Here is a 21,170-nt window from a genome sequence, read left to right on the forward strand (position 1 = left end):
ACTAATCCATCAAGAGACAACAAAATTACAAAAAATATAAAAAATATTGTCATGCATTGTCGTATAATTGCGCAATCGCTGTAAAGCTTTAAATTGGAAAAATATATAAACAAGCGCTGTAGAAGACATGATGAAGTAGTCAGCTTAAGGTGGTCTGCACTGGATAAGGCAAAATGAAATAAACGAGAAAAGGGTTATTGGATACGTTAATCTGTATGAAAAGGATGATAGACATGTTAAATAGATTGTGTCGAATGATGGGAAGTTCGAATAAAAATATTTCGACAATTCTCACACGAAATAAAAATAAGTGAAAACAAACTTTTCATGTGTTCTATGTGTATGAGAAGGGGAGATCGAGCAAGTTCTTGACAAGTGTCTTGAATTGAAACATAGGGGGAGCGCTCGAAGCGGTGCTTACAAGTGACCTCGTGCCGGGTATGTGTGCAGCCACGGCACGATTTAGCGTCATCATAACATTTTACGAAGTTATCTTGTCAGGAGTAATCGTGACAGTCTTCGTGGGCGCATCCCAACTGTTATGGAGTTGAAATACTTGCTGAAGCAGCGCCAAGGGGACGTACGTACGGTTTTTTAACAGGAGAGGCTTGGTTGTTAATGTAACATCTTTCCCGTTTACCTTTAAAACGTCAGTAATGATGTTCCAAGTCACATTTACATGTCTATTCTCAATTGAAACTGTTTGTGTGTTGGTCTCCCAGCGGACAACAGCTTGTATAAGATTAGAAATGTCCTTGACAGGCATATACGTCATGCCGTTTAAAATCGTGAAGTCTTCTACTTTGATTCGGCCTTCCTCTGTTACGATCATAACTTGGGGAACAACAGAAATGGATGGTCTTGGGCTGTGCTCGGCAGCAGCATGTCCGTACATAGGGATCAGAGTAAAAAGTATTATGGCGACTATGGATGAGGCCAGAGTTTTGTACATGTGGATACCTCCTTATAGATTAAACGGAGCAATAGCCTAAAAAGTTTCGCAAATTGGAACATTAGTAACTGTTAGTTACTTCCATATATAGTATTGGCTTCATCGATAGATTTACCGCTTGATATAGATCATGATTGTTAGAATCTTTGAAAGACTGCATTTAATGGAATATTACTAGTTGAATATTTCCATTTGTTTGGGTAAAATCTAGTCTATTGATTCTTTCATGTAAGATTACTTACCCTCTTTTTCTCATTTTAATCTTAAGGTGGCCGATTAGGAGAAAATAGAAATGTGCTCAGTAAAGGAGAATTTATCCTGGAAGAGGAATAAATAATTAAATCACACAGTTCTAGTTTTGGTAGTTGAAGAGTGAGGTTGCATCTGATTGGGACGAAATGGCATGCATTCGGATAAAATCTTAGTAGAATTGAACATCGAGAAGTAAATATATCGTGATAGCTGAGCCTATTAAAGGAGATTGAATTATGATTCAAGACCTGCATCCCAAAATTCAAGCCATCTTAAAATTATATATGGATATGATTAATGAAGTCCAGCCAGGTCTGATCGAAGGTTTATACATTTACGGATCTGTAGCGATGGGCGATTACTCTTTGCGATTGAGCGATATAGACTTTATTGCAGTAACACATAAACGTATGACCGATGAAGATATTTTAACAGTAGAGCGTGTTCATCGCAAGGTTAACCGAGCATACAAGAAACCGAACTTGAACGGAATTTATATTACATGGGATGAGTTGGGTAAAAGGGCAGAAGAAGTTGAGCCCTTCCCTTATTATTGTGATGGACGAATGCACCGTTCTGGTTATTTTGAAATGAACTTGGTGACGTGGTATGGACTTAAGACGCACGGGATTGCCTTGATTGGCCCAACTACAAAAGAATTGCCTTATGAAGTCAGTTGGCAGCAGTTAATACAAGACATGCAGCATAACTTACAAACCTATTGGATGTCCTGGATCAAGCGCTCGCACGCTATGCTCAAGGATAGAATTGGTTTGTACTTATTTCGCTCTCAAGTAGAATGGGGAGTCTTGGGAATTAGCCGATTATTTTATACATTTAGAGAGCAAGATATTACGTCAAAACGATTGGCAGGAGAATACGCGCTGCGTGTCGTTCCTGAACAGTGGCATCCTATTATTAAGGATGCTATTGACTATCGTGAGGGAATACGAAGTTCTAGTTATCGTTCACGCGCTGTGCGAAAAGCAGATACGTTAAGTTATATGGAATACATAATTTCTGAATGTACGAAGGAAAGAGAGTAGACTAGCTATAATTTTTCCTTCAGCTGCACTTTTTTTCGAGATAGATTACTCGTAAATGTATAGCAGCAAGGAGCATCCGAAGATGCTCCTTGCCACCCTGGTCAGCCTGCCTGTTACCAAGCTGTATGCTCAGTCCACTCGTCATCTGTGTCTGGCACAAGTGGACTGATCGTGCCATCTACACACAATGTTAAATGGTGAAGTGCACGTGTACAGCCTACGTATAGCAGTCTTGCTTCTAAAGGATTAATGCCATAGTGGGTTGCGTTGGCATGTGTAACGATGACAGCATCGAATTCCAGTCCCTTTGATAAATATACTGGAAGGACAGAAATACCACCCTCATACTGCTGTTGTCGTCCATCAATGATATGGGCGTTGATTCCGCTGCAGCTTAGCTGTTCATGCCACTGACGCGCCTCATCTGTCGTACGAGTCAAGATTGCCGTGGTCTGGTATCCAGATGCTTGATGGCGCTGCAGTTCCTCTGCGATCCAGCCAGCCAGTCGATCTGCTTGCGTGTGCAGCACTTGGACTTTCTGGCCGCCCCGGAATACGGGCTCTGCGAGCATCGTTGTGTTGACACCACGTTTTAATATCATATTGGCAAAATGGATAATTTCCATCGTAGAACGGTAGCTTCTAGTTAAGGCATAATAAGCTGAATCATCAGACGGGAAAGCTGCACGCATTTCCTGCCAATCCTCAATCCCTGCATAAGCATGGATTCCTTGCGACAAGTCGCCGAGTACCGTAAAAGAATGACTGCGGACCATCTGGTCGAGCAGTGCGACTTGAAGCGGGGAGAAGTCCTGCGCTTCATCGATGACGATATGATCAAACCGTTGTGCGGACGTAACGCCATGCAGACGAATATGCAAGTACGCTAACGTGGCCAGATCTTCGTGCTTGATGACGGCACGTTTTAGATCGGCAAGAGTCTGCTTGCGAACTGCTGCGGGGATACGATCTTTGAAGGCATCGTCCTGCAGCAATTGTTTGTACAATTGAACAACGTTAGCATTCGGCCACCGCTTTAGATAAGCTTTTAACTTAGAAGCGGATTTCTTCTTTTTATCCTGAAGCTTTGTTTTGCTTCGCTCTTGTTTGAGCTCCATTTCCATCCAGCGCTGTATGCGGGCAGTCACTCGTTCTAATCGTTTTGCGGGCTCATATGACCGATATTCTTGGTCAAACCAGTGGGCGATGTCTCTTTGCGGTAGTACTCCGCCGTCCCAAGGTGAGAAGTCTCCTTCCGGAATAGCTCTTTCTACCCAATGCTGTATGAGTTCATCAAGCATTTCCATCCATGCAAGCGAGCCCTTGAATCGTCCTGAACTGTCTTTACTATCCGTCGGACGCTCATCCAAGGAACCGTACCAACGTTCCACTTCCTCCATTGAAGAAGCCAACTGCACCTGATTGTGCAGATCCGCTAATTCGAGTGCCCAATCGGCAAACGTACGCTGCTGAATGTTGCCGACACCAAGTTCGGGAAGCACGTCACTTATATAGTCGAGAAACATGCGGTTAGGCGCAAATATAATCATTCGTTCCGCATGGATTTGTTCGTGATATTGATAGAGTAAATAAGCCAAACGGTGCAGTGCCACCGTAGTCTTTCCACTTCCTGCAACCCCTTGAATAAATAAAGCTTTGTTTTTAGGTGCACGGATAATTGCATCCTGCTCGGCTTGGATTGTGGATACGATATCGCGCAGTCGATTATCTTTATTCTCTCCGAGGCGATACACTAGAAATTCATCTGTTACATGTTCTTCACCCTGCTCACGATTATAAGTATCCACGACACGTTGCAGCTGCTCATTACGGATTACAAGGTTGCGCTTGAGATGTACATCTGCTGTTATCGTGCCCTCAGGTGCTTCATAAGCGGCTGCTTCATCGCCGCCAGTAAAGGAATAAAACAAGCTGGCTACAGGAGCACGCCAATCAATAACAAGCGGATAAAGTGGAGCAGTTTTCTTGGCACCCTCATGATGTTGGAGTTGATGCGTATCGACGCCTTGCTTGCCGATGTAGAGCGGCATTACCTCATCCCGATTCTCTTCACGAATATTCATTCGGCCAAAGTAAGGCTCTCTTACAGCACGCTTTAACCGTTGACGACGCTGTTCGCGAGTATCCTCCAATACTTGCTCTGTGAAGTCATGACCTGTGTAGACAGGAATGCGTTGTAGTGTTTCATATTGCTGATTGATTTCCAGGAGTGTCTGCTCAAGTCGCTGTTGCTCTTCTTGATAGGCACTTTGAAATGTGTCGCTCACCTTCAGTTACCTCCTAAGAATAATTGTCGTCCATTTCATAAGCATACAATCTACAAAATGGAAACAGGAACTCACTATATCATACTGGTGAGGGGCTAGCAACTCATTCCTCTTTTGTAAAGGAGTTGGAAAGAATAAAGTTAAAACGAATGTCCGGCCCATTTTGGGTTCTAGTCCGTATAAGTTTATTTAGATGGCATGATTCTTAACTGGCAGGTGGCTTCAGGAGATAATTATTACAGAAAACGATGCTTTGATGGTGTATGCTCCTCTTCTCAAACAATCAAGCCAGTTTTCATCGTCATACACACCTTGAATGCGCTTACTTTCAAGAGTACAATTAAACTTGAGGCAATTGAATTAACATGCAAATTAGTACAATTGCAAGTAAAGCTATAATTGTGATCGATAACTCGTTATCGGTATAGTGAGGAGAGGACTGAAGTGGGCAACGAACCTATTCTTGTATTTCCGGTCATCAGTGACGTACATATTGGACCGGGAGACGATGAAGAACAGCAAGCCATGGACGTGCAAGAGCCGACAGATATTGAAAAATATGCTGCCGCGCTAAATCTACTGAGGCAATTAGCACCTGCGCAGGATGTGATGGTGATTGTTGGGGATCTGACTAATCAAGGTACAGTCCCGGAATATACCCGTCACATGGAAACTTTAATGACTCATAAGCATCCTGATGCAGAACTGCTAATTACGATAGGTAATCATGATTATTGGAATAACCTCCCTGTTACAGAGGCGCAAGAACGGTTCCTGCACATGAGCGGCATGAAACATTTATACCAGCAATATGTTATCAAGGGTTACCATTTCATTATGTTGGCGACGGAAGATGGCACGACCCATGGATTATATTCACTCGATCAGATTGAATGGCTGAAGAGTCAATTGCTGCAGGCGGCACAACAGGACCCAGATAAGCCGATCTTTGTATTTCTGCATCAGCATATTGCAGATACGGTATACGGTAGTGCGGAGTGGGGGATTCAACAGAATAAAGAAGCGTTGTATGAAGCGCTGCGTCCATACCCGCAAGTTATCACTTTTAGTGGTCATTCTCATTATCCGTTAAATGACCCAAGAAGTATTCATCAGCGGGATTTTACATCAGTAGGTACAGGCTCAATTCGATATATGGAGGTGGAAAAAGGCAGAATTCAAGGAGCATTGCCGCTCAAGGGTAGCGAATTCAGCCAAGGACTCATAGTTGAAGTATATCATGATGGAGTGCAAATTCGCCGAATCGACTTCTGTGAACAGGCAGAAATAAGTGAACCTTGGCTGATTCCATTGCCAGTTATCACTTCGACTTTTAAATATACGGATAATCGCGACCAGAGCCCGCCAGTATTTCCGACAGATGCACGTCTGCTGGTACACAATTGGGACAAGAGTACGTCAAGTCTGACCATTGCATGGAAGCAGGCTAATGACGATCAACAGGTTCATCACTATGAAATTCAGCTGTTTGATGACGATGATCAACTGCTTCAACAATGGACAGCATTCTCTGAATCATATCGTTACACCATGCCAGATCCGTTAGTTATCACATTGAGTGATTTGCCGGATGATATAATGTATACAACCGCCAAATTAACCGTAAGGGCGGTAGACAGCTTCGGGTACAAGAGTGATGAGTGGCTGACATGTCGAGTTGAGGATGGGCAAATACGTACTCGAATCTAGCGAACTTATAATACAATACACAGTATAACGCTTACAAAAAAAGACCGAGCAATCGATCTTCAACACAGTGGCACATATCCTCTATGTTGGAAACGATGCGTTCGGTCTTTTTATGGTCCAAAAGTGAATATACTAGCCTTGGTTTACAACAGTATCCAATGCTACTTCGATCATTTGATTGAACGTAGTTTGACGTTCTTGGGAAGAAGTAATCTCACCAGTTAGAATGTGATCGCTTACAGTCAGGAGCGACAGGGCTTGTACACGATACTTAGCAGCCAGGATGTACAATGCAGCAGTCTCCATCTCTACAGCCATAACACCGTATTGTCCCAATTTATTGTTTAATTCAGGACGCTCGGAATAGAAATAGTCCGAAGAATGGATGTTGCCGACACGAACATTCATATTACGTTCTTGCGAGATCATGTAAGCGGAGTGCAGTAAATTAAAGTCTGCAATCGGCGAGAAAGACAGATCATCGAAGAAATGAGACACGATTGAAGAATCTGTACATACGCTTTGTGCCATGAGTACATCGCGCAGCTTAACATCTTCTTGAATCGCACCACACGTACCCACACGAATAAGGGTCTTGCAGCCGTAGTCTTTAATCAATTCTGTTGCATAAATAGAGAAAGATGGTACACCCATCCCAGTACCTTGTACGGAAATGCGCTTGCCTTTGTATGTTCCTGTGTAACCGAACATGTTACGGACATTGTTGTAGCATTGCGCGCCTTCTAGGAAGTTCTCAGCGATGTGTTTTGCGCGGAGCGGGTCTCCAGGTAATAGAACGGCTTCTGCAATTGCCCCATTTGGAGCTTCTAAATGAATACTCATAACGTTCCTCCGTTTCGTTGTCGTCAGTTGTCGTATGAAGCGTTATATGCGACTGAACGGGCATACTACGTTAGCTTTACACGTTCGAATCGAATTAATTCGAGGTTATCATGATTGTTGTCAACAATTCCGTAACGAGGAGGGGATTCATTTTGTGATTTTGGTTACAAAAAAAAGGTCAGGGGCGTCACTGCATCATGACGCCCTTTAACATACAATAAACCTAGACATATGAAAGCGCTTCACAGTTATTGACAGTTGGTGCGTCCTTATGCTAGATTTCGCTAGGGGAGCAGGCATTGATTCGTATCATCACCACGCCAACGTCTCTGCTTTGGATGTGCGACATCTGAGTCATAAAGGTCAATCAATCGCTGAATGTCTACTATTGTAATCGTTTTTTGTTTCATTTCAATTAGTCCGTCATCTTGGAACTCTTTAATGATCTTGGATAACGATTCACGGGTGACCCCAATCATGTTAGCGAATACATGATGAGTCAGCTTGAAATTAATTCGGATACGGCCTTTTTCTTCAATACCTAAGTTATAGGCAAGGTCCAGCAGCATATTGGCCACTTTGCGGCGAACATCCATGTAAGATAGGTACACAACCTTGCGGTTTAACACACGAATGTGGTCGACAAGCTGACAATAAGCTTTGCGCAGCACTGAAGGGTATTGTTCGGCTATGGATAGGAATTCATCACGTGACAGCAGCCAGGCATGAACGGTCTCCATCGCTTCTACTGAAGCAATCCGAGAATAGTCGGTGTAGATGGCTTCGAGTTCGCCAACCGCTTCACCAGGAAAGAAGAAATTAAAAATAATTTCTTTATCTTCCTGAATGCTGAATACTTTTACCGATCCTGACCGCAAAATAAACACATCACGGCTGGTGTCGTCTTCGTAGATTAAAGTGTGGTTCTTGTTAAATATTCTATGCTTCAACTTCGGCAGTATCGCATGCAGCGCTTCGTCCGGAAGATCTTGAAAGTAGAATACCTGACGTAAGTCATTAATCATCAAATATCCATCCTTATTTAAGGTTTTTGTAAATAGGAGTCATCTCGCCATTATAACCTAATTAGCAGCAGTTTGGCAGTGCATTGGAGTAAAGTAATAGGATGTATAATATTGCAAGTTACAATTGCTTATTCTATTTAGGAGGTGATGCCCGCTAGAAGAGGGCATACACAATAGTAGTACAGCAAGTCCGTAGAGCAATGTTATTGTAACATACTACGGTAATTTCTCAGCAACGCACATAACTAAGGGGGATTTTGAACATGAAACAAACAAAGAAATTTTGGGTCCTAACGCTCGTAGCAGCACTGTTCTTCTCCGTTGCACTTACAGGCTGTGGAGGTAAAAACAAAGATGAATCCGGCGCAGCAAACGGCGGCGCACACAGCGAATTGAAAGCAGGCTTGGTGACTGACCTTGGAAGTGTTAACGACAAATCGTTTAACCAAAGTGCTTGGGAAGGCTTGCAAAAGCTGAATAAAGAAACCGGTGTACAAGTAAAATACTTGGAGCCTAAAAAAGATACCGAAATTATTACAAGCTTGAACCAATTTGTGAAAAATAAATATGATTTGACATGGGCTACTGGCTACACAATGATGGATGCCGTTAAACAAGTAGCAGGAGAAAATCCTAACGTTAAGATTGGCTTGGTAGATGCTGAAGTTCAAGCGCCTAACGTTGCATCTGTATTGTTCAAAGAGCAAGAGGGTTCCTTCTTGGTTGGGGTAATTGCAGGTTTGACAACCAAATCCAACAAGGTAGGCTTTGTTGGTGGTGTTGAATTGCCAGTAATTAAACGTTTCGAAGTTGGTTTCCGTGCTGGTGTAGAGGCTGTTAATCCAGAAGCTGCTAAAAACATGAAAGTTATCTACGCAGGTGACTTTAGCCGTGTTGACAAAGGTAAATCCGCAGCTGCTACCATCTATAATGAAGGCGCGGATATTATCTTCCACGCTGCTGGCATGACAGGAAACGGCGTATTTAATGAAGCAAAAGAGCGCTCCAAAGGCGACAAAAAAGCTTGGGTTATTGGCGTAGATATGGACCAATCCTTGACATTTGGCGATGAAGTTACATTAACATCCATGGTTAAAAAAGTAGATGAAGCAGTAGTTAAAGTATCCAAAGACATGATTGATGGTAAATTCCCAGGCGGCAAAACAACTTACTTGGGTCTGAAAGAGAATGGCGTTGATATCGCTTCTACGTCGACCAAAAACGTAGCTCCAGATGTGTTGAAAAAGGTTGAAGAATTCCGCGAAAAAATTATTAATGGTGAAATTACTGTTCCTGAAAAATAATCGACATCACGGTTAAACCTGAACAACATTGACATCGTTCAGCACATTCCCCTGCCGTCTTGAGAATAGAGGCAGGGGAACTTTATAAGGAGGAATAATTATGGCAGAGCAGCATGACATCGTGCTCCAGCTAAAAGGGCTGACGAAGCGATTTGGCGGATTCGTCGCGAATGACCATATCGATCTGGAACTTCGCAAAGGCGAAGTATTAGCTCTTCTCGGAGAGAACGGCGCCGGCAAGTCGACTTTGATGAACATGGTGTTTGGCTTGTATCAGCCTGAAGAGGGCGAAATATGGGTTAAGGGCCAGCAGCTCACGATGGATACTCCAAGTGTTGCCATAGAACATGGAATCGGGATGGTGCATCAGCATTTCAAATTGGTGCCTCCATTTACGGTAACAGAAAACATTATTCTTGGTATGGAGACGAAGAAAGGACTTCGTCTCGATAAAAAGAGTGCGGCAGCACGAATTCAAGAGCTGTCTGACATGTACAAGCTGAACTTAAAACCTCACGCTAGGATAGATTCCATATCCGTTGGAATGCAGCAGCGTGTTGAGATTATGAAAATATTGTACCGCGGCGCGGACATTTTAATATTCGACGAGCCTACGGCTGTGTTAACACCGCAGGAAATAAGCGAACTGCTTGGCATATTCCGCAAGCTGACCAAAGAAGGCAAGTCGATTATCGTCATTACCCATAAGTTAAAAGAAATTATGGAAGCAGCAGATCGTTGTACGGTCATTCGCCGAGGGAAAGTCATTGATACATTGAACGTAAAAGACACAACTCCTCAGCAGCTTGCTGAACGTATGGTAGGACATAACGTTAAGTTGACGGTAGATAAAGAGGATGCGAAACCAGCAGAGACTTTGCTTCATGTGCAGGATATATGGGCAAAGGATGATAGCGGGCACGATATGCTGAAAGGGCTGTCATTTGAAGTTAAGGCCGGTGAGATTGTAGGTATTGCAGGTGTAGATGGCAATGGGCAGACAGAATTGGTTGAAGCAATTAGCGGCATGCGCCCAACGCAAAAAGGCAAGATTCAGCTTGGTAGCGATGAACTGACTAACCGTAACCCGCGTGATGTATCAGAGATCGGGGTTGGCCATATTCCGCAAGACCGTCACAAACATGGTTTAGTTCTAGATTTTACAATTGAAGAGAACTCGGTATTGAAGTCATACTTCAAATCACCTTGGACAAAGAAAGGTATCATTCAATCCGACAAGATTAAACAAGAAACAGAACGTTACGTTCAGGATTATGATATTCGTACACCTGGAACCGGCGTGTTGGCGCGTTCGCTGTCTGGGGGCAATCAGCAAAAAATTATTATTGCTCGAGAGATCGAACGCAAGCCGCGTCTTCTTATTGCAGCCCAACCGACTCGCGGTCTGGATGTAGGTGCGATTTCCTTTGTACACAAGCAGCTTATTGCTGAGCGTGATGCAGGGAAAGGCGTATTGCTTGTGTCCTTTGAGTTAGAAGAGATTATGAACGTTGCAGACCGAATATTGGTTATCTTTAACGGGCAGATTGTTGGCGAGACAACACCTAAGCAAACAAATGAGCAAGAGCTCGGACTGATGATGGCAGGCAAGCTAGAAAGGGGATCTGCTCATGTCTAAGATGAAGGGATTAGTAACCCGACTAAGACAAGAGTCCGTATGGATATCGTTATTATCCATTGTAATTGGTCTAGTAATCGGGGCTATTGTAATGTTAGTCAGCGGCTATGATCCGCTGCTCGCATACCAATCGCTTGTTGAGAAAATTGTAGGAAACAGTTATGACTTTGGTGAAACTTTACGAGCAGTTGTTCCTTTGATTATGACAGGTCTTGCAGTCGCAGTTGCATTCCGGGCCGGACTGTTTAATATCGGGGTAGAAGGACAAATCGTAATGGGTTCGATTGGTGCATTGCTGGTTGGACACTTCGTTAGCCTTCCACCTGTGATTCATGGCATTGTCGCAATGATCGTTGGTACGCTGGTTGGCGGCCTATGGGGAATGTTGGTTGCATGGTTAAAGACAAGCAGAGGCATTAACGAGGTTATCAGTTGTATTATGTTGAACTGGTGTGCGCTGTATATCAGCCACATTGTTATTCGTACATTAATGGAGGAGTCTGGTACAGGTCGCTCTAAGCTGATTCAAGAGTCAGCAAGCATTCAGCTTGATTCCTTGTCAGCTTGGATGGACGGAGCACGTATCCACTGGGGCTTTGCCATTGCTATTATTGCTGTTATTGGGTATTCCTTCTTTATGAACAAAACAAAGTGGGGATATGAGATTCGAGCAGTTGGTTCTAACCGTCACGCGGCTCATTATGCAGGGATGAAAGTAAACAGCACTGTGCTGCGTGCATTCTTCATATCGGGGATGCTGGGCGGCATGGTTGGTACGTTTGAAGTTCTTGGCGTGTTTAAGTACGTTGCAATTGCACCGGCAACTTCAGGACTGGGCTTTGACGGTATCGCGGTTGCTTTGCTCGGGATGAACACGGCAATTGGTATTTTCTTCTCCGCCATACTGTTTGGCGCATTGATGTACGGAGCTCAAGGAATGAGCTTTGGTGCTGATGTACCAGGTGAAGTCGTACGGATGATTATTAGTATTATTATTTTCTTTACAGCGGCTCCAGGTCTGCTGAGAATGTTCTTCAAGCTGCGTACTCGCAAAGGCAGAAAGGGGGCGAATGCGAATGGAAATGATAGCGTTTCTTCTTAATGGCACGTTTGTATTTGCCACTGCATTAATCTTTGCGGCACTTGGCGGATTAATCACAGAACGTACAGGAGTTATCAACCTCGGTTTGGAAGGCTTTATGGTATCCGGCGCATTTACTGCTGGTGTGGTGTCATATTATGCTGAGCAAGCGGGGTTGGGAGCAGCGTCTCCATGGATGGGGTTTCTGGCAGCACCAATCTTCACATTGTTATTTGCAGCGCTTCATGCTGTTGCATCCGTTAAATTTAAAGCGAATCAAGTTATTAGTGGTCTAGTTGTTAATATGCTCGCATCAAGTTCAACGTTCTTCCTTGTGAAGCTGTTGTTTGATGGGGCAGCTGAAACACCAATTCTCAATCATGTATTTAATAAAGTGTATATCCCAGTTCTGTCGGATCTGCCGATTGTTGGGGAAGGGCTGTTCCGGTTATATCCGGTTACCTATATTGCGCTTATTCTGGCAGCTGTTATCTACTTTATTATGTTCCATACGCCACTTGGACTTCGGATGCGAGCAGTTGGGGAACATCCGGGTTCCGCAGATACAGCAGGGGTTCGGGTTAATCGCCTTCGCTTCCTTGCGGTGCTTGCAGGCGGTATGGTAGCTTCACTTGGTGGCGCTACAGTTACATTAACTGCAAACAGCAGCTTTGCGTTCCATACGATATCCGGTCAAGGGTATATTGCCTTGGCGGCAGTTATCTTCGGTCGCTGGCATCCGATCGGTGCATTGGGCGCGGCTATATTCTTTGGGTTTGCGCAAGCGCTGAAGGATCAAATGCAGATCGTAGAAGCAGCAAAATTTATTCCGAATGAAGTATTCTACTTGCTGCCATACGTATTGACACTTGTTGTGCTTATCTTTACGTCGAAGCGTTCCAGCTCACCTGCGGCCCTAGGGGAACCGTATGAGCCAGGGAAGAGGTAAGCTGAAAGGTACGGTAGAATATACCGAGTGCTTACAGCTTCTTATCATTAATAACAACCGATACATGGTTCAGACTATGTGAGACGCGGTTATCTGCAACAGCAGTTCAAGAATATTCTTGGACTGCTGTTTTTTTATGGGTTAAAGTTTTACTAAAGAGTTTATTTCCTTTAAGCTGTTATAATTAATTTATGAATACGCGAGCAGCAACAGAAATACTCATACTTAAGCTGAATACAAGCATAGGATAAGGCAGTAGCTTATACCGCTAATTCAATCAGGAGTATGTACGACTTCTGGCCTCGCACCTTTTAGTTAACAGAGATCGCAAAATTGCAAACATTCTCTTCCCTCAAGGAAGCATTTACTTTGTCAGGCTTTTACCATTAACAAGCAAAAACAACGGTCAGTTTCGCGGATGCTGAACCTGAATCTAAAAAAATGATAAAGATCATTAATAAGTATCAATAATCGTTGATTCGTCATATATCAATGAAAGCGCTTAGATAATAAAATGATAACAAAGGAAGCAAGCGAGATAGATACATGATGACGTTAAACGGGCAGTGACGTTAGGTCAGGATAAGGGATTACAGACATTAGTTGAGATGGAGGGAGAGAGTGGGGAAGTAGGCCTTAAATAGACAGAAGGCCATCGTGTATGCGTACTGTAGAAGTTTTATGCTGCCATTAGTTAAAACGCTTGTACTTTCATCACACTATATACGTAGGAGGGATTCGAGCATGGCGAAGGCAACCGCCGTACCAGAGACGGGATCAGGATTGAATCTCGACAAGCCCAAAAAGAGTACACTTAAACGATTTTTTTCTCAAATAGATATTCAATTAATGGTTTTGCCGGCACTTGCTTTAGTTTTTGTGTTTGCTTATATTCCGATGTATGGATTACTTATTTCTTTTCAGGACTATAAGATGGGTTCCAACTTATTAAATAACGATTGGGTAGGCTTTAAGCATTTTATTTACTTCTTTAATTCACCGGAATTTTACCCAGTAATGCGTAATACGATCGTTATCAGTTTCCTGAAGTTTATTTTTGGATTCCCAGCACCTATTATTTTGGCCCTAATGCTGAATGAAGTTCGTAAGATGGTGTTTAAGCGTGTCATACAGACCGTTACTTATTTGCCTCACTTCTTGTCCTGGGTTGTAATTGGATCCATGGTTACATCGATGTTATCGGTGGATAACGGTAGTGTAAATATGCTGCTAGAGAAAATAAAGTTAATTAATGAACCGATTAATTTCTTGTCCATGACGGAGTACTTCTGGTCGATCTTGGTTACTACGAATGTATGGAAAGAGATTGGGTTTGGCTCTATCGTGTACTTGGCGGCCATTGCAGGTATTGATCCTCACTTGTATGAAGCAGCTTCTATGGATGGCGCGAGCCGATTTAAGCAAATGTATTTGATTACGCTTCCGAGCATTATGCCTGTTGTCGTTATCTTTATGATATTAGCAATTGGAAGCCTGTTGAATGCCGGGTTTGAGGATATTTTGATTCTCGCTTCCAACCCAGCACTTCGAGAAGTATCTGACTCACTTGATGTATATGTCGTTCGAATAGGTATAGACAATTATAGGTACTCCTATGCGACTGCCATTGGACTGTTTAAGTCCATCGTCAGCGTAACCTTACTCACATTTGCTAACTTCGTTGCCAGAAGATCCGGTAATAGCTTGTGGTAATGAATCACTTAATTCGAGGAGGACTGAATAATGATACGAGATAGTATAGGAGACCGTCTCTTCACCGCATTTATATATGTATTTCTGACTTTGCTGGCGTTTTCAACATTTTATCCGTTCTGGAACTCCATCGTTATCTCCTTTAATGCAGGGATGGACACCTCCAAAGGCGGAATCACATTTTGGCCACGTGAGTTTACATTAGAGAACTATAAGATCGTGTTTGAAGACTCGCGATTGATGAACGGATTTATGATCGCTGCTCTCCGAACGGTTATCGGGACGGTTACAGCGATATTGGCTACTTCGATATTTGCGTACGGGATGTCAAAGCGTGAATTGATGGGACGCAAATATTATATGATTATGTGTATCGTGACAATGTACTTCGGTGGAGGACTTATTCCAACGTACATGTTAATTAAAGGTCTTGGTTTGTTTAACTCATTCTGGGTGTTTATTATACCGGCACTAATAAGCGTATGGAATATGATTATATTCCGAACGTTCTTCCAAGGACTACCGCAAGGCTTGGAAGAGTCTGCCAAGATTGACGGCTGCGGCAACTGGGGGACATTTTTCCGAATTGTATTACCACTGTCAGGACCCGTTATCGCAACGTTAGCCTTATTTACAGCAATTGCTCACTGGAATGAGTGGTTCGTAGCGAGTATCTACATTACCAATGAGAATCTGTTGCCGATTCAAACGGTATTAAGACAGATCTTGTTCTCTAACATAGCATCTGAGCAAATATCTAATCTGGATGCCGGTGCGCTGGCACGCTTGAACGCAGCTAAGACGATTACGTCGAAGTCATTAACGATGGCCACGATTATGGTCGCAACACTTCCAATCGTCTGTGTGTATCCATTCCTGCAGAAGTATTTTGTTAAAGGGGTCTTGGTTGGTTCCTTGAAAGAGTAGTCTGCATGTAAGTTGAGCTTCATATGTACTCATGAGTTTAGAGCTACAAGCTTTAAACATAGATTAACATTTGAAAGGGGCAAATGTCAGTGAAAAACAAGAGAAAGTTGCTTCTTAATGTGATGTCCATTTTGATGGTTATTACGTTAATGGTAGGCTGCAGCAGTAATTCAGGATCATCAACACAGCCTACTACGCCAGACGAGACAAAGACAGATCCAGGCAAAGAACAAGCAAGTACTCTTTATGAACTTGGCAAAGAACCGCTTGAAGTATCATTCTATGGTAACTATGGCTGGTACCAAATGCCAAAATGGGGCAAAGACACAGCAACAAAATGGATTTTGGACAATAAAAAACTTAACGTAACTGCTGTTAGCTCTGGAGGTAATAATGCTCAGAAGCTGCAGACGATGATTGCAGGAAACGAGCTTCCTGATGTGATCTGGACGGATAAAGGTATGGACGTAGAGCGTCTTCGTCAAGCAGACATGCTTGTGCCTTTGGATGACTACATTAACAAATACCCTAACTTTAAGAAGTACTTAACCGAAGCGCATTTAGGTTTGCTGCGTTCTCCGGACGGAAAGATCTATCAATTGCCTAACTATTACACTACTCAACCGAACGGAAACGCTGGTTACGCTATCAATACTAAGATTTACAAAGCGCTCGGATCTCCTAAATTGGAAACAACGGATGACTTGTATGCATACCTTAAAGCTGTTAAAGCCAAGTTCCCGGATGTAATACCATTTGAGACGGGATTAGCTAAAGATGGTCACGGTATCGACCAAATCTTCTCTTCCTTTAAAGAAGATAACTTGTCCTACACTAGATTTTACGGTGTTCCAGAGGGAGACAAAATCGTCTCCATCTACAAAGATCCTGGTTTCCGTGAATCTGTAGTCTACACAGCAAAGTTAATGCGTGAGAAATTGATGACGCAAGATGCGAATACACAAACGGAAGATCAAGTAAGAGAGAAAGCTATGAATGGTAAGTTTGCTGTAATTGCAACATTTGATCCATTAAAAATGCTTTCTGTTGCAGATGCCGAATTAAAGAAGAAAGATCCAAATGATGGCTACATGTTTATCAAACCAGTTGCTAAGCCAGGTTTAGATCAAAACAAAATCTTGCCAGGTACTTACAACCAATTAGGTTGGAACGTTGCAACTATTACGAAAAATGCCAAAAATCCTGAAGCTGTTTTTGCAATGCTGGATTGGATGACTGGTCCAGAAGGTTCGATGGTTCTGAACTGGGGTCCTCCAGGAGCAGATGGTTATTGGAATGGTTTTGAAGCAGATGGAATTACACCTAAATTTAACAAAGACAAATATTTAAGTGATTCAAAAGCACTTGCAGATGTGCAAGGTAATGCTGGTAACTTGGTATGGGTAGGTAATACGGTGTATTTGGACAATACGAAGAAACAAATGTTGTCCACTCTTCCGGCTGACAAAATCGACTTTAGTACACGTTGGCAGATGGAAGTTACGTGGGCATCGCAAGGTGACTTCACTGAGTTCCTGGACTGGGAGCCGTCCTCTGATAGTGAAGAAGGTATTATACGTCAAAGCGTAAAAGACATCTGGCTTACTGCACGCGCTAAAGCGATGTATGCAAAGAGTGATGAAGAAGCTTTAGCAATCATTGATAAAGCACATGATGATTCGGTAAAAGTAGGATTTGACAAATATTTAGAGCACATTACTAAAGTATGGACTGAAAACAAAAAAGCAATGGGTAAATAATTAGTCCTGAAGACGAAGGTTTGCTAAATTGGCAAACCTTCGTTTTATTTGTTAGTACTTTAAAATAGATATATGGCGTTACAAAAAAACTGTTAAATAGGATAAGGAATTGGTATACTTGGAAAAGGGAAATGTTGCAATTTAGAGAAGAGTCTGACTGCACGTCTTAGGGGGGCTGCATTCATGTACAACGTGATGTTGGTAGACGACGAAATGCTTGATCTGGAAGGAATGAAACAATTTATTCCTTGGAATGAACTGGGTATGGAAGTTGTAGCCGCAGTTAATAACGCATTTGTGGCGTGTGAGATGTTAGAGCAGCATCCAATTGACATCATTGTGAGTGATGTAAACATGCCTAATATGTCAGGCCTTGAGCTTGCTCGTATTGCTATTGAGCAGAAGCCGCAGATTCGTATTATATTTGTAAGCGGTTACCAAGATTTTAGTTATGTGAAGCAAGCGCTTTCGCTAAAAGCATATAGTTATGTGCTAAAGCCAATGGACGACAATGAATTGATTGCTGTGCTTCAAAAAGTCAAGCAAGATCTGGATGATGAGCGCAAGCGTCGTGAAACGGAAGAAGCCTATCAGCATATGATTCCAATGGCCAAAAATGATCTGTTAATTCGATTGTTTGAAGGTGATTGGGAGGATTCACGGCACGAAGGAGTACAGAAGCTAGTAAGTTCATATGGCTTAAACAAGTTGGATTGGCCGATCCGTATCGCGGTGTTGGAGCTTGATTACTTGTCTTGGGTACAAGAGGAGAACAATTTGTCTCAGCAAGCTGTGTCAAGAAACTTCTTGTATGAGGTTGGAGAGATTAGCAGAAAGCACAACATGCCGCACTGGTGTAAGTTATCGTCGCAGAGAATCGTTCTGCTGGTTCATGATCATAACAGGTTCTCCTTCATGGAAGATATGTATGCAGCTATACGTGAGAAGTTCCCGGTAACGATGACCGTTGGAGTAGGTGAACCTGTAGATGCTTTGGAACAGCTTCAAGTATCTTACAGACAAGCGATGGAGGCTGTTGACGGCAAAATGTTTATTGGCAAGGGTAACTTGATTATGTATGAGACAGTAAGCCGTAAACCAGAAATGCTGGACGCGCAAACGTTAGATGTTCGTATGGAGGCTCTGCTAAAAGCATTGACGGAGTATGAGCTTGTTCAGATTTATGATGAGATTGACAAGTTATTTGATTCCGTAAGTAGGCTGAGATCGAAGTTTACAGTACATAATTTGGCGATGCATATCATATGGAAGCTGGATCAGCATTTAAAGGCAGCAGAAGAGAACATTTTCGAAATTTTAGGCATGGAGCTACATAATCTTGATATTCTGCTCCAATTTGACACCATAAATGACATTCGGTCCTGGCTAGTTCGGAAAACATTTGAGATATCGGAGCATTTAAGACAGAAATCCAACTCCAAAAATAATAGATTGATCCGTGAAATTATGCAGACGATGAAAGACAGCATGCATGAAAATATAACACTTAAAGATATAGCTCATCAATTTTCATTTTCTCCCAACTATTTGGGCTTTTTGTTTAAGGAAGAGACAGGAAAGTCCTTTAGTGAAGTGCTCATTCAGCTTCGGATGGAACGCGCACGTGAGCTGCTAAGAGAACCGTCAACCAAAATATACGAGATTGCAAGTCTAGTAGGCTATCGCTATCTTCCTTATTTCAGCAGACAGTTTAAAGAGGCTTTCGGCATGACGCCTATGGAATATCGGAAGCGGGAAACGTGATAGGGGATGGATGCAATGAATGAGAGGGGACAACAACTCGGATATTTACCAATTGGATATAAGCTAATGCTGACCTATATGCTTTTTATTATCATTCCTGTGTCCGTTATCGGCTTTGTCTCACATTCGATGTATGAAGATTCCATTCGCAAGCATACCAGAACCAATATTCAGGGTACATTATTGCAAATTCGTGACAATATTGAATATAGGATGCAAGAGATAACACGTATCTCTTCTTTGTTATATGGAGATTTTGACTTCTATCAATATTTACGACATTTTGAAGAAGGTTGGGAAAATTATGACCGCATGTTTAATGCGATTTTCCCCAAGTTTCAGGCAGTAACCGAGTCAACGGGGATGAAGTTTTGGATGTCAGTGTTTCTTAAAAATGAATCGATCTATGAAAGATACAGGTATACATTTAGCAATGAGAATCCTGATTTTAGCTTTTCATCTTATGATATTTATCATATGAGTCGAATTAAAGAGAAGAAATGGTACATGGATTATCCTGAAGAGAAATATGGCGAGACGATGAAATGGTGGCAGATAGAGCAGGATACCGTGAACAATCGTATCTCTTTACTGCGGAGGTTAATTGATACTTACAACCCAGTTCGTCTAAATGAGGTCGGTTTTCTACGGATTAATGTTGGCATACAGGAACTATTTGAGAGCATGAACTACTCAAAGATTGGCAATGGCAGTGTTCTTTTCATTAAGGATGAGTATGGTCGTAAATTGTATCAGTCTGGAGAACTTCCAAGCAATTATATGGATGAGCAGCAATTAAACGAAAATTATTTAACGATTACGGAAACGGTGGGGAAACAGTCCTGGCAGTTGGTTGCGCTTGTACCGATAACGATTATTGAGCAGGACTCTTTTAAAGTCCGTATGTTTATTATTACGATGTGCTTGTTATGCTTTATCGTATTCTCTTTTGTTGGTATTTTTATTTCCCGCTTTTTTGCGATTCGAATTAACAAATTTGTATCTGTACTTAACGCCATTCGCGAGGGCGATCTACATAAACGAATTTCGTATCGGGGGAAGGATGAGTTTTCTCAGATTGCGACAGCACTTAATGATATGGGAGAAAATATTGAGTCATTAATTAAAGAAGTGTATCTTACTCAGCTGCAGAAAAAGGAAGCCGAGTTGGAAATGCTGCAGTCCCAAATCAATCCTCATTTCTTGTACAATACGTTGTCGTCTATTAATCGTTTGGCGAAGTTTGGTGACACTGATAAGCTGCAGCAGATGGTATTTGGTCTTGCCAAATTTTATAGATTAACTTTAAATGACGGAAGAACGATGATTCCGGTCCCTTCTGAGATTGAGCAAGCCGATGCCTATTTACAGATTCAAAAAATTAAATATGGTGACCGAATGTCTGTAATGTTTGATATCGATGCGAATGTGTGGCCATATGAGACGATTAAGCTCATTTTGCAGCCGTTTATCGAAAATGTACTAAAACACGCTTGGTGCGGTGACCGGATTCATATTCGAATTGTAGGTACTTTAGTGGGTGATGATATTTTATTCCGAGTGATAGATGATGGTATTGGTATGAGGCAAGAACGTATTGATCAGATATTTGATCCGCAGGAGCATGTGAATACGGGATACGGTGTCCGCAACGTGGATCAACGTATCAAGCTGCAGTATGGCGAGGAATACGGAGTATCGATCTTTAGTGCCGTAGGTGTGGGAACAGCAGTACAAATTCGTATTCCTGCACGTAAATGCAAGCGAAAGCGTACAGCAAAACCTTAAGCCCGCCATACTTTGATTGTGGTATTTACTGGTAGTATAATGATTATGTGTATGATTAATGAGGTGCGAGTCTGGCTGCTGAACTGAATCACTACCGTAGATCACAGTAATAGAACGGGAGGTGTACGA

At 42.4% G+C, this 21,170-nt stretch carries 15 protein-coding genes; 11 read left to right on the forward strand and 4 right to left on the reverse strand.

Features of this window, described 5'->3' with window-relative positions:
• Positions 1-481 precede the first annotated feature (481 nt).
• Positions 482-952 (reverse strand): copper amine oxidase N-terminal domain-containing protein, encoded by a 471-nt coding sequence (locus tag MH117_RS02170; protein WP_239326907.1) that lies wholly within the window; start codon positions 950-952, stop codon positions 482-484.
• A gap of 488 nt (positions 953-1,440) precedes the next feature.
• Between MH117_RS02170 and MH117_RS02175 the strand changes: the two genes are divergently transcribed.
• Positions 1,441-2,250, forward strand: coding sequence for an aminoglycoside adenylyltransferase domain-containing protein (locus MH117_RS02175; RefSeq protein ID WP_239326909.1), 810 nt, complete (start codon positions 1,441-1,443; stop codon positions 2,248-2,250).
• 113 nt (positions 2,251-2,363) lie between these two features.
• On the opposite strand, the gene MH117_RS02180 is transcribed toward MH117_RS02175, so the two are convergent.
• Positions 2,364-4,538: a HelD family protein gene (locus MH117_RS02180; protein WP_239326911.1), complete on the reverse strand. Its 2,175-nt coding sequence runs from the start codon at positions 4,536-4,538 to the stop codon at positions 2,364-2,366.
• Between the two features lie 444 nt (positions 4,539-4,982).
• Between MH117_RS02180 and MH117_RS02185 the strand changes: the two genes are divergently transcribed.
• Positions 4,983-6,248, forward strand: a complete 1,266-nt coding sequence (locus MH117_RS02185) for a metallophosphoesterase family protein (protein ID WP_239326913.1) — start codon at positions 4,983-4,985, stop codon at positions 6,246-6,248.
• Between the two features lie 132 nt (positions 6,249-6,380).
• Here the strand turns inward: MH117_RS02185 and deoD are convergent, their stop codons facing one another.
• A complete protein-coding gene (gene deoD, locus MH117_RS02190) occupies positions 6,381-7,091 on the reverse strand; it encodes a purine-nucleoside phosphorylase (protein ID WP_239326915.1) in 711 nt (236 codons plus the stop codon).
• Between the two features lie 284 nt (positions 7,092-7,375).
• Complete coding sequence (locus MH117_RS02195; protein WP_239326917.1) at positions 7,376-8,116, reverse strand: Crp/Fnr family transcriptional regulator; 741 nt, start codon at positions 8,114-8,116, stop codon at positions 7,376-7,378.
• A 263-nt stretch (positions 8,117-8,379) separates the two neighbouring features.
• Between MH117_RS02195 and MH117_RS02200 the strand changes: the two genes are divergently transcribed.
• From MH117_RS02200 to MH117_RS02240, 9 genes are all read left to right on the forward strand, one after another.
• Complete coding sequence (locus MH117_RS02200) at positions 8,380-9,420, forward strand: BMP family lipoprotein (protein WP_239326919.1); 1,041 nt, start codon at positions 8,380-8,382, stop codon at positions 9,418-9,420.
• Positions 9,421-9,520: 100 nt separating this feature from the next.
• A complete protein-coding gene (locus tag MH117_RS02205; protein ID WP_239326921.1) occupies positions 9,521-11,059 on the forward strand; it encodes an ABC transporter ATP-binding protein in 1,539 nt (512 codons plus the stop codon).
• Complete coding sequence (locus MH117_RS02210; RefSeq protein WP_239326923.1) at positions 11,052-12,161, forward strand: ABC transporter permease; 1,110 nt, start codon at positions 11,052-11,054, stop codon at positions 12,159-12,161. The genes MH117_RS02205 and MH117_RS02210 overlap by 8 nt, the downstream gene beginning before the upstream one ends.
• On the forward strand, positions 12,136-13,089 hold the full coding sequence (locus MH117_RS02215) for an ABC transporter permease (RefSeq protein ID WP_239326925.1): 954 nt from the start codon (positions 12,136-12,138) through the stop codon (positions 13,087-13,089). The genes MH117_RS02210 and MH117_RS02215 overlap by 26 nt, the downstream gene beginning before the upstream one ends.
• A 744-nt stretch (positions 13,090-13,833) precedes the next feature.
• Positions 13,834-14,802: an ABC transporter permease gene (locus MH117_RS02220; protein ID WP_239326927.1), complete on the forward strand. Its 969-nt coding sequence runs from the start codon at positions 13,834-13,836 to the stop codon at positions 14,800-14,802.
• A 30-nt stretch (positions 14,803-14,832) separates the two neighbouring features.
• A complete protein-coding gene (locus MH117_RS02225; protein ID WP_239326929.1) occupies positions 14,833-15,729 on the forward strand; it encodes a carbohydrate ABC transporter permease in 897 nt (298 codons plus the stop codon).
• An 83-nt stretch (positions 15,730-15,812) separates the two neighbouring features.
• Positions 15,813-17,489 carry an extracellular solute-binding protein gene (locus tag MH117_RS02230; protein WP_239326931.1) on the forward strand — a complete coding sequence of 559 codons (1,677 nt, stop codon included), beginning with the start codon at positions 15,813-15,815 and terminating at the stop codon, positions 17,487-17,489.
• A 183-nt stretch (positions 17,490-17,672) separates the two neighbouring features.
• On the forward strand, positions 17,673-19,253 hold the full coding sequence (locus MH117_RS02235) for a response regulator (RefSeq protein ID WP_239326933.1): 1,581 nt from the start codon (positions 17,673-17,675) through the stop codon (positions 19,251-19,253).
• Positions 19,254-19,268: 15 nt separating this feature from the next.
• Complete coding sequence (locus MH117_RS02240) at positions 19,269-21,041, forward strand: sensor histidine kinase (RefSeq protein WP_239326935.1); 1,773 nt, start codon at positions 19,269-19,271, stop codon at positions 21,039-21,041.
• Positions 21,042-21,170 lie beyond the last annotated feature (129 nt).

Source organism: Paenibacillus sp. ACRRX, assembly GCF_022346885.1.
Taxonomy (GTDB): Bacteria; Bacillota; Bacilli; order Paenibacillales; family Paenibacillaceae; genus Paenibacillus_B.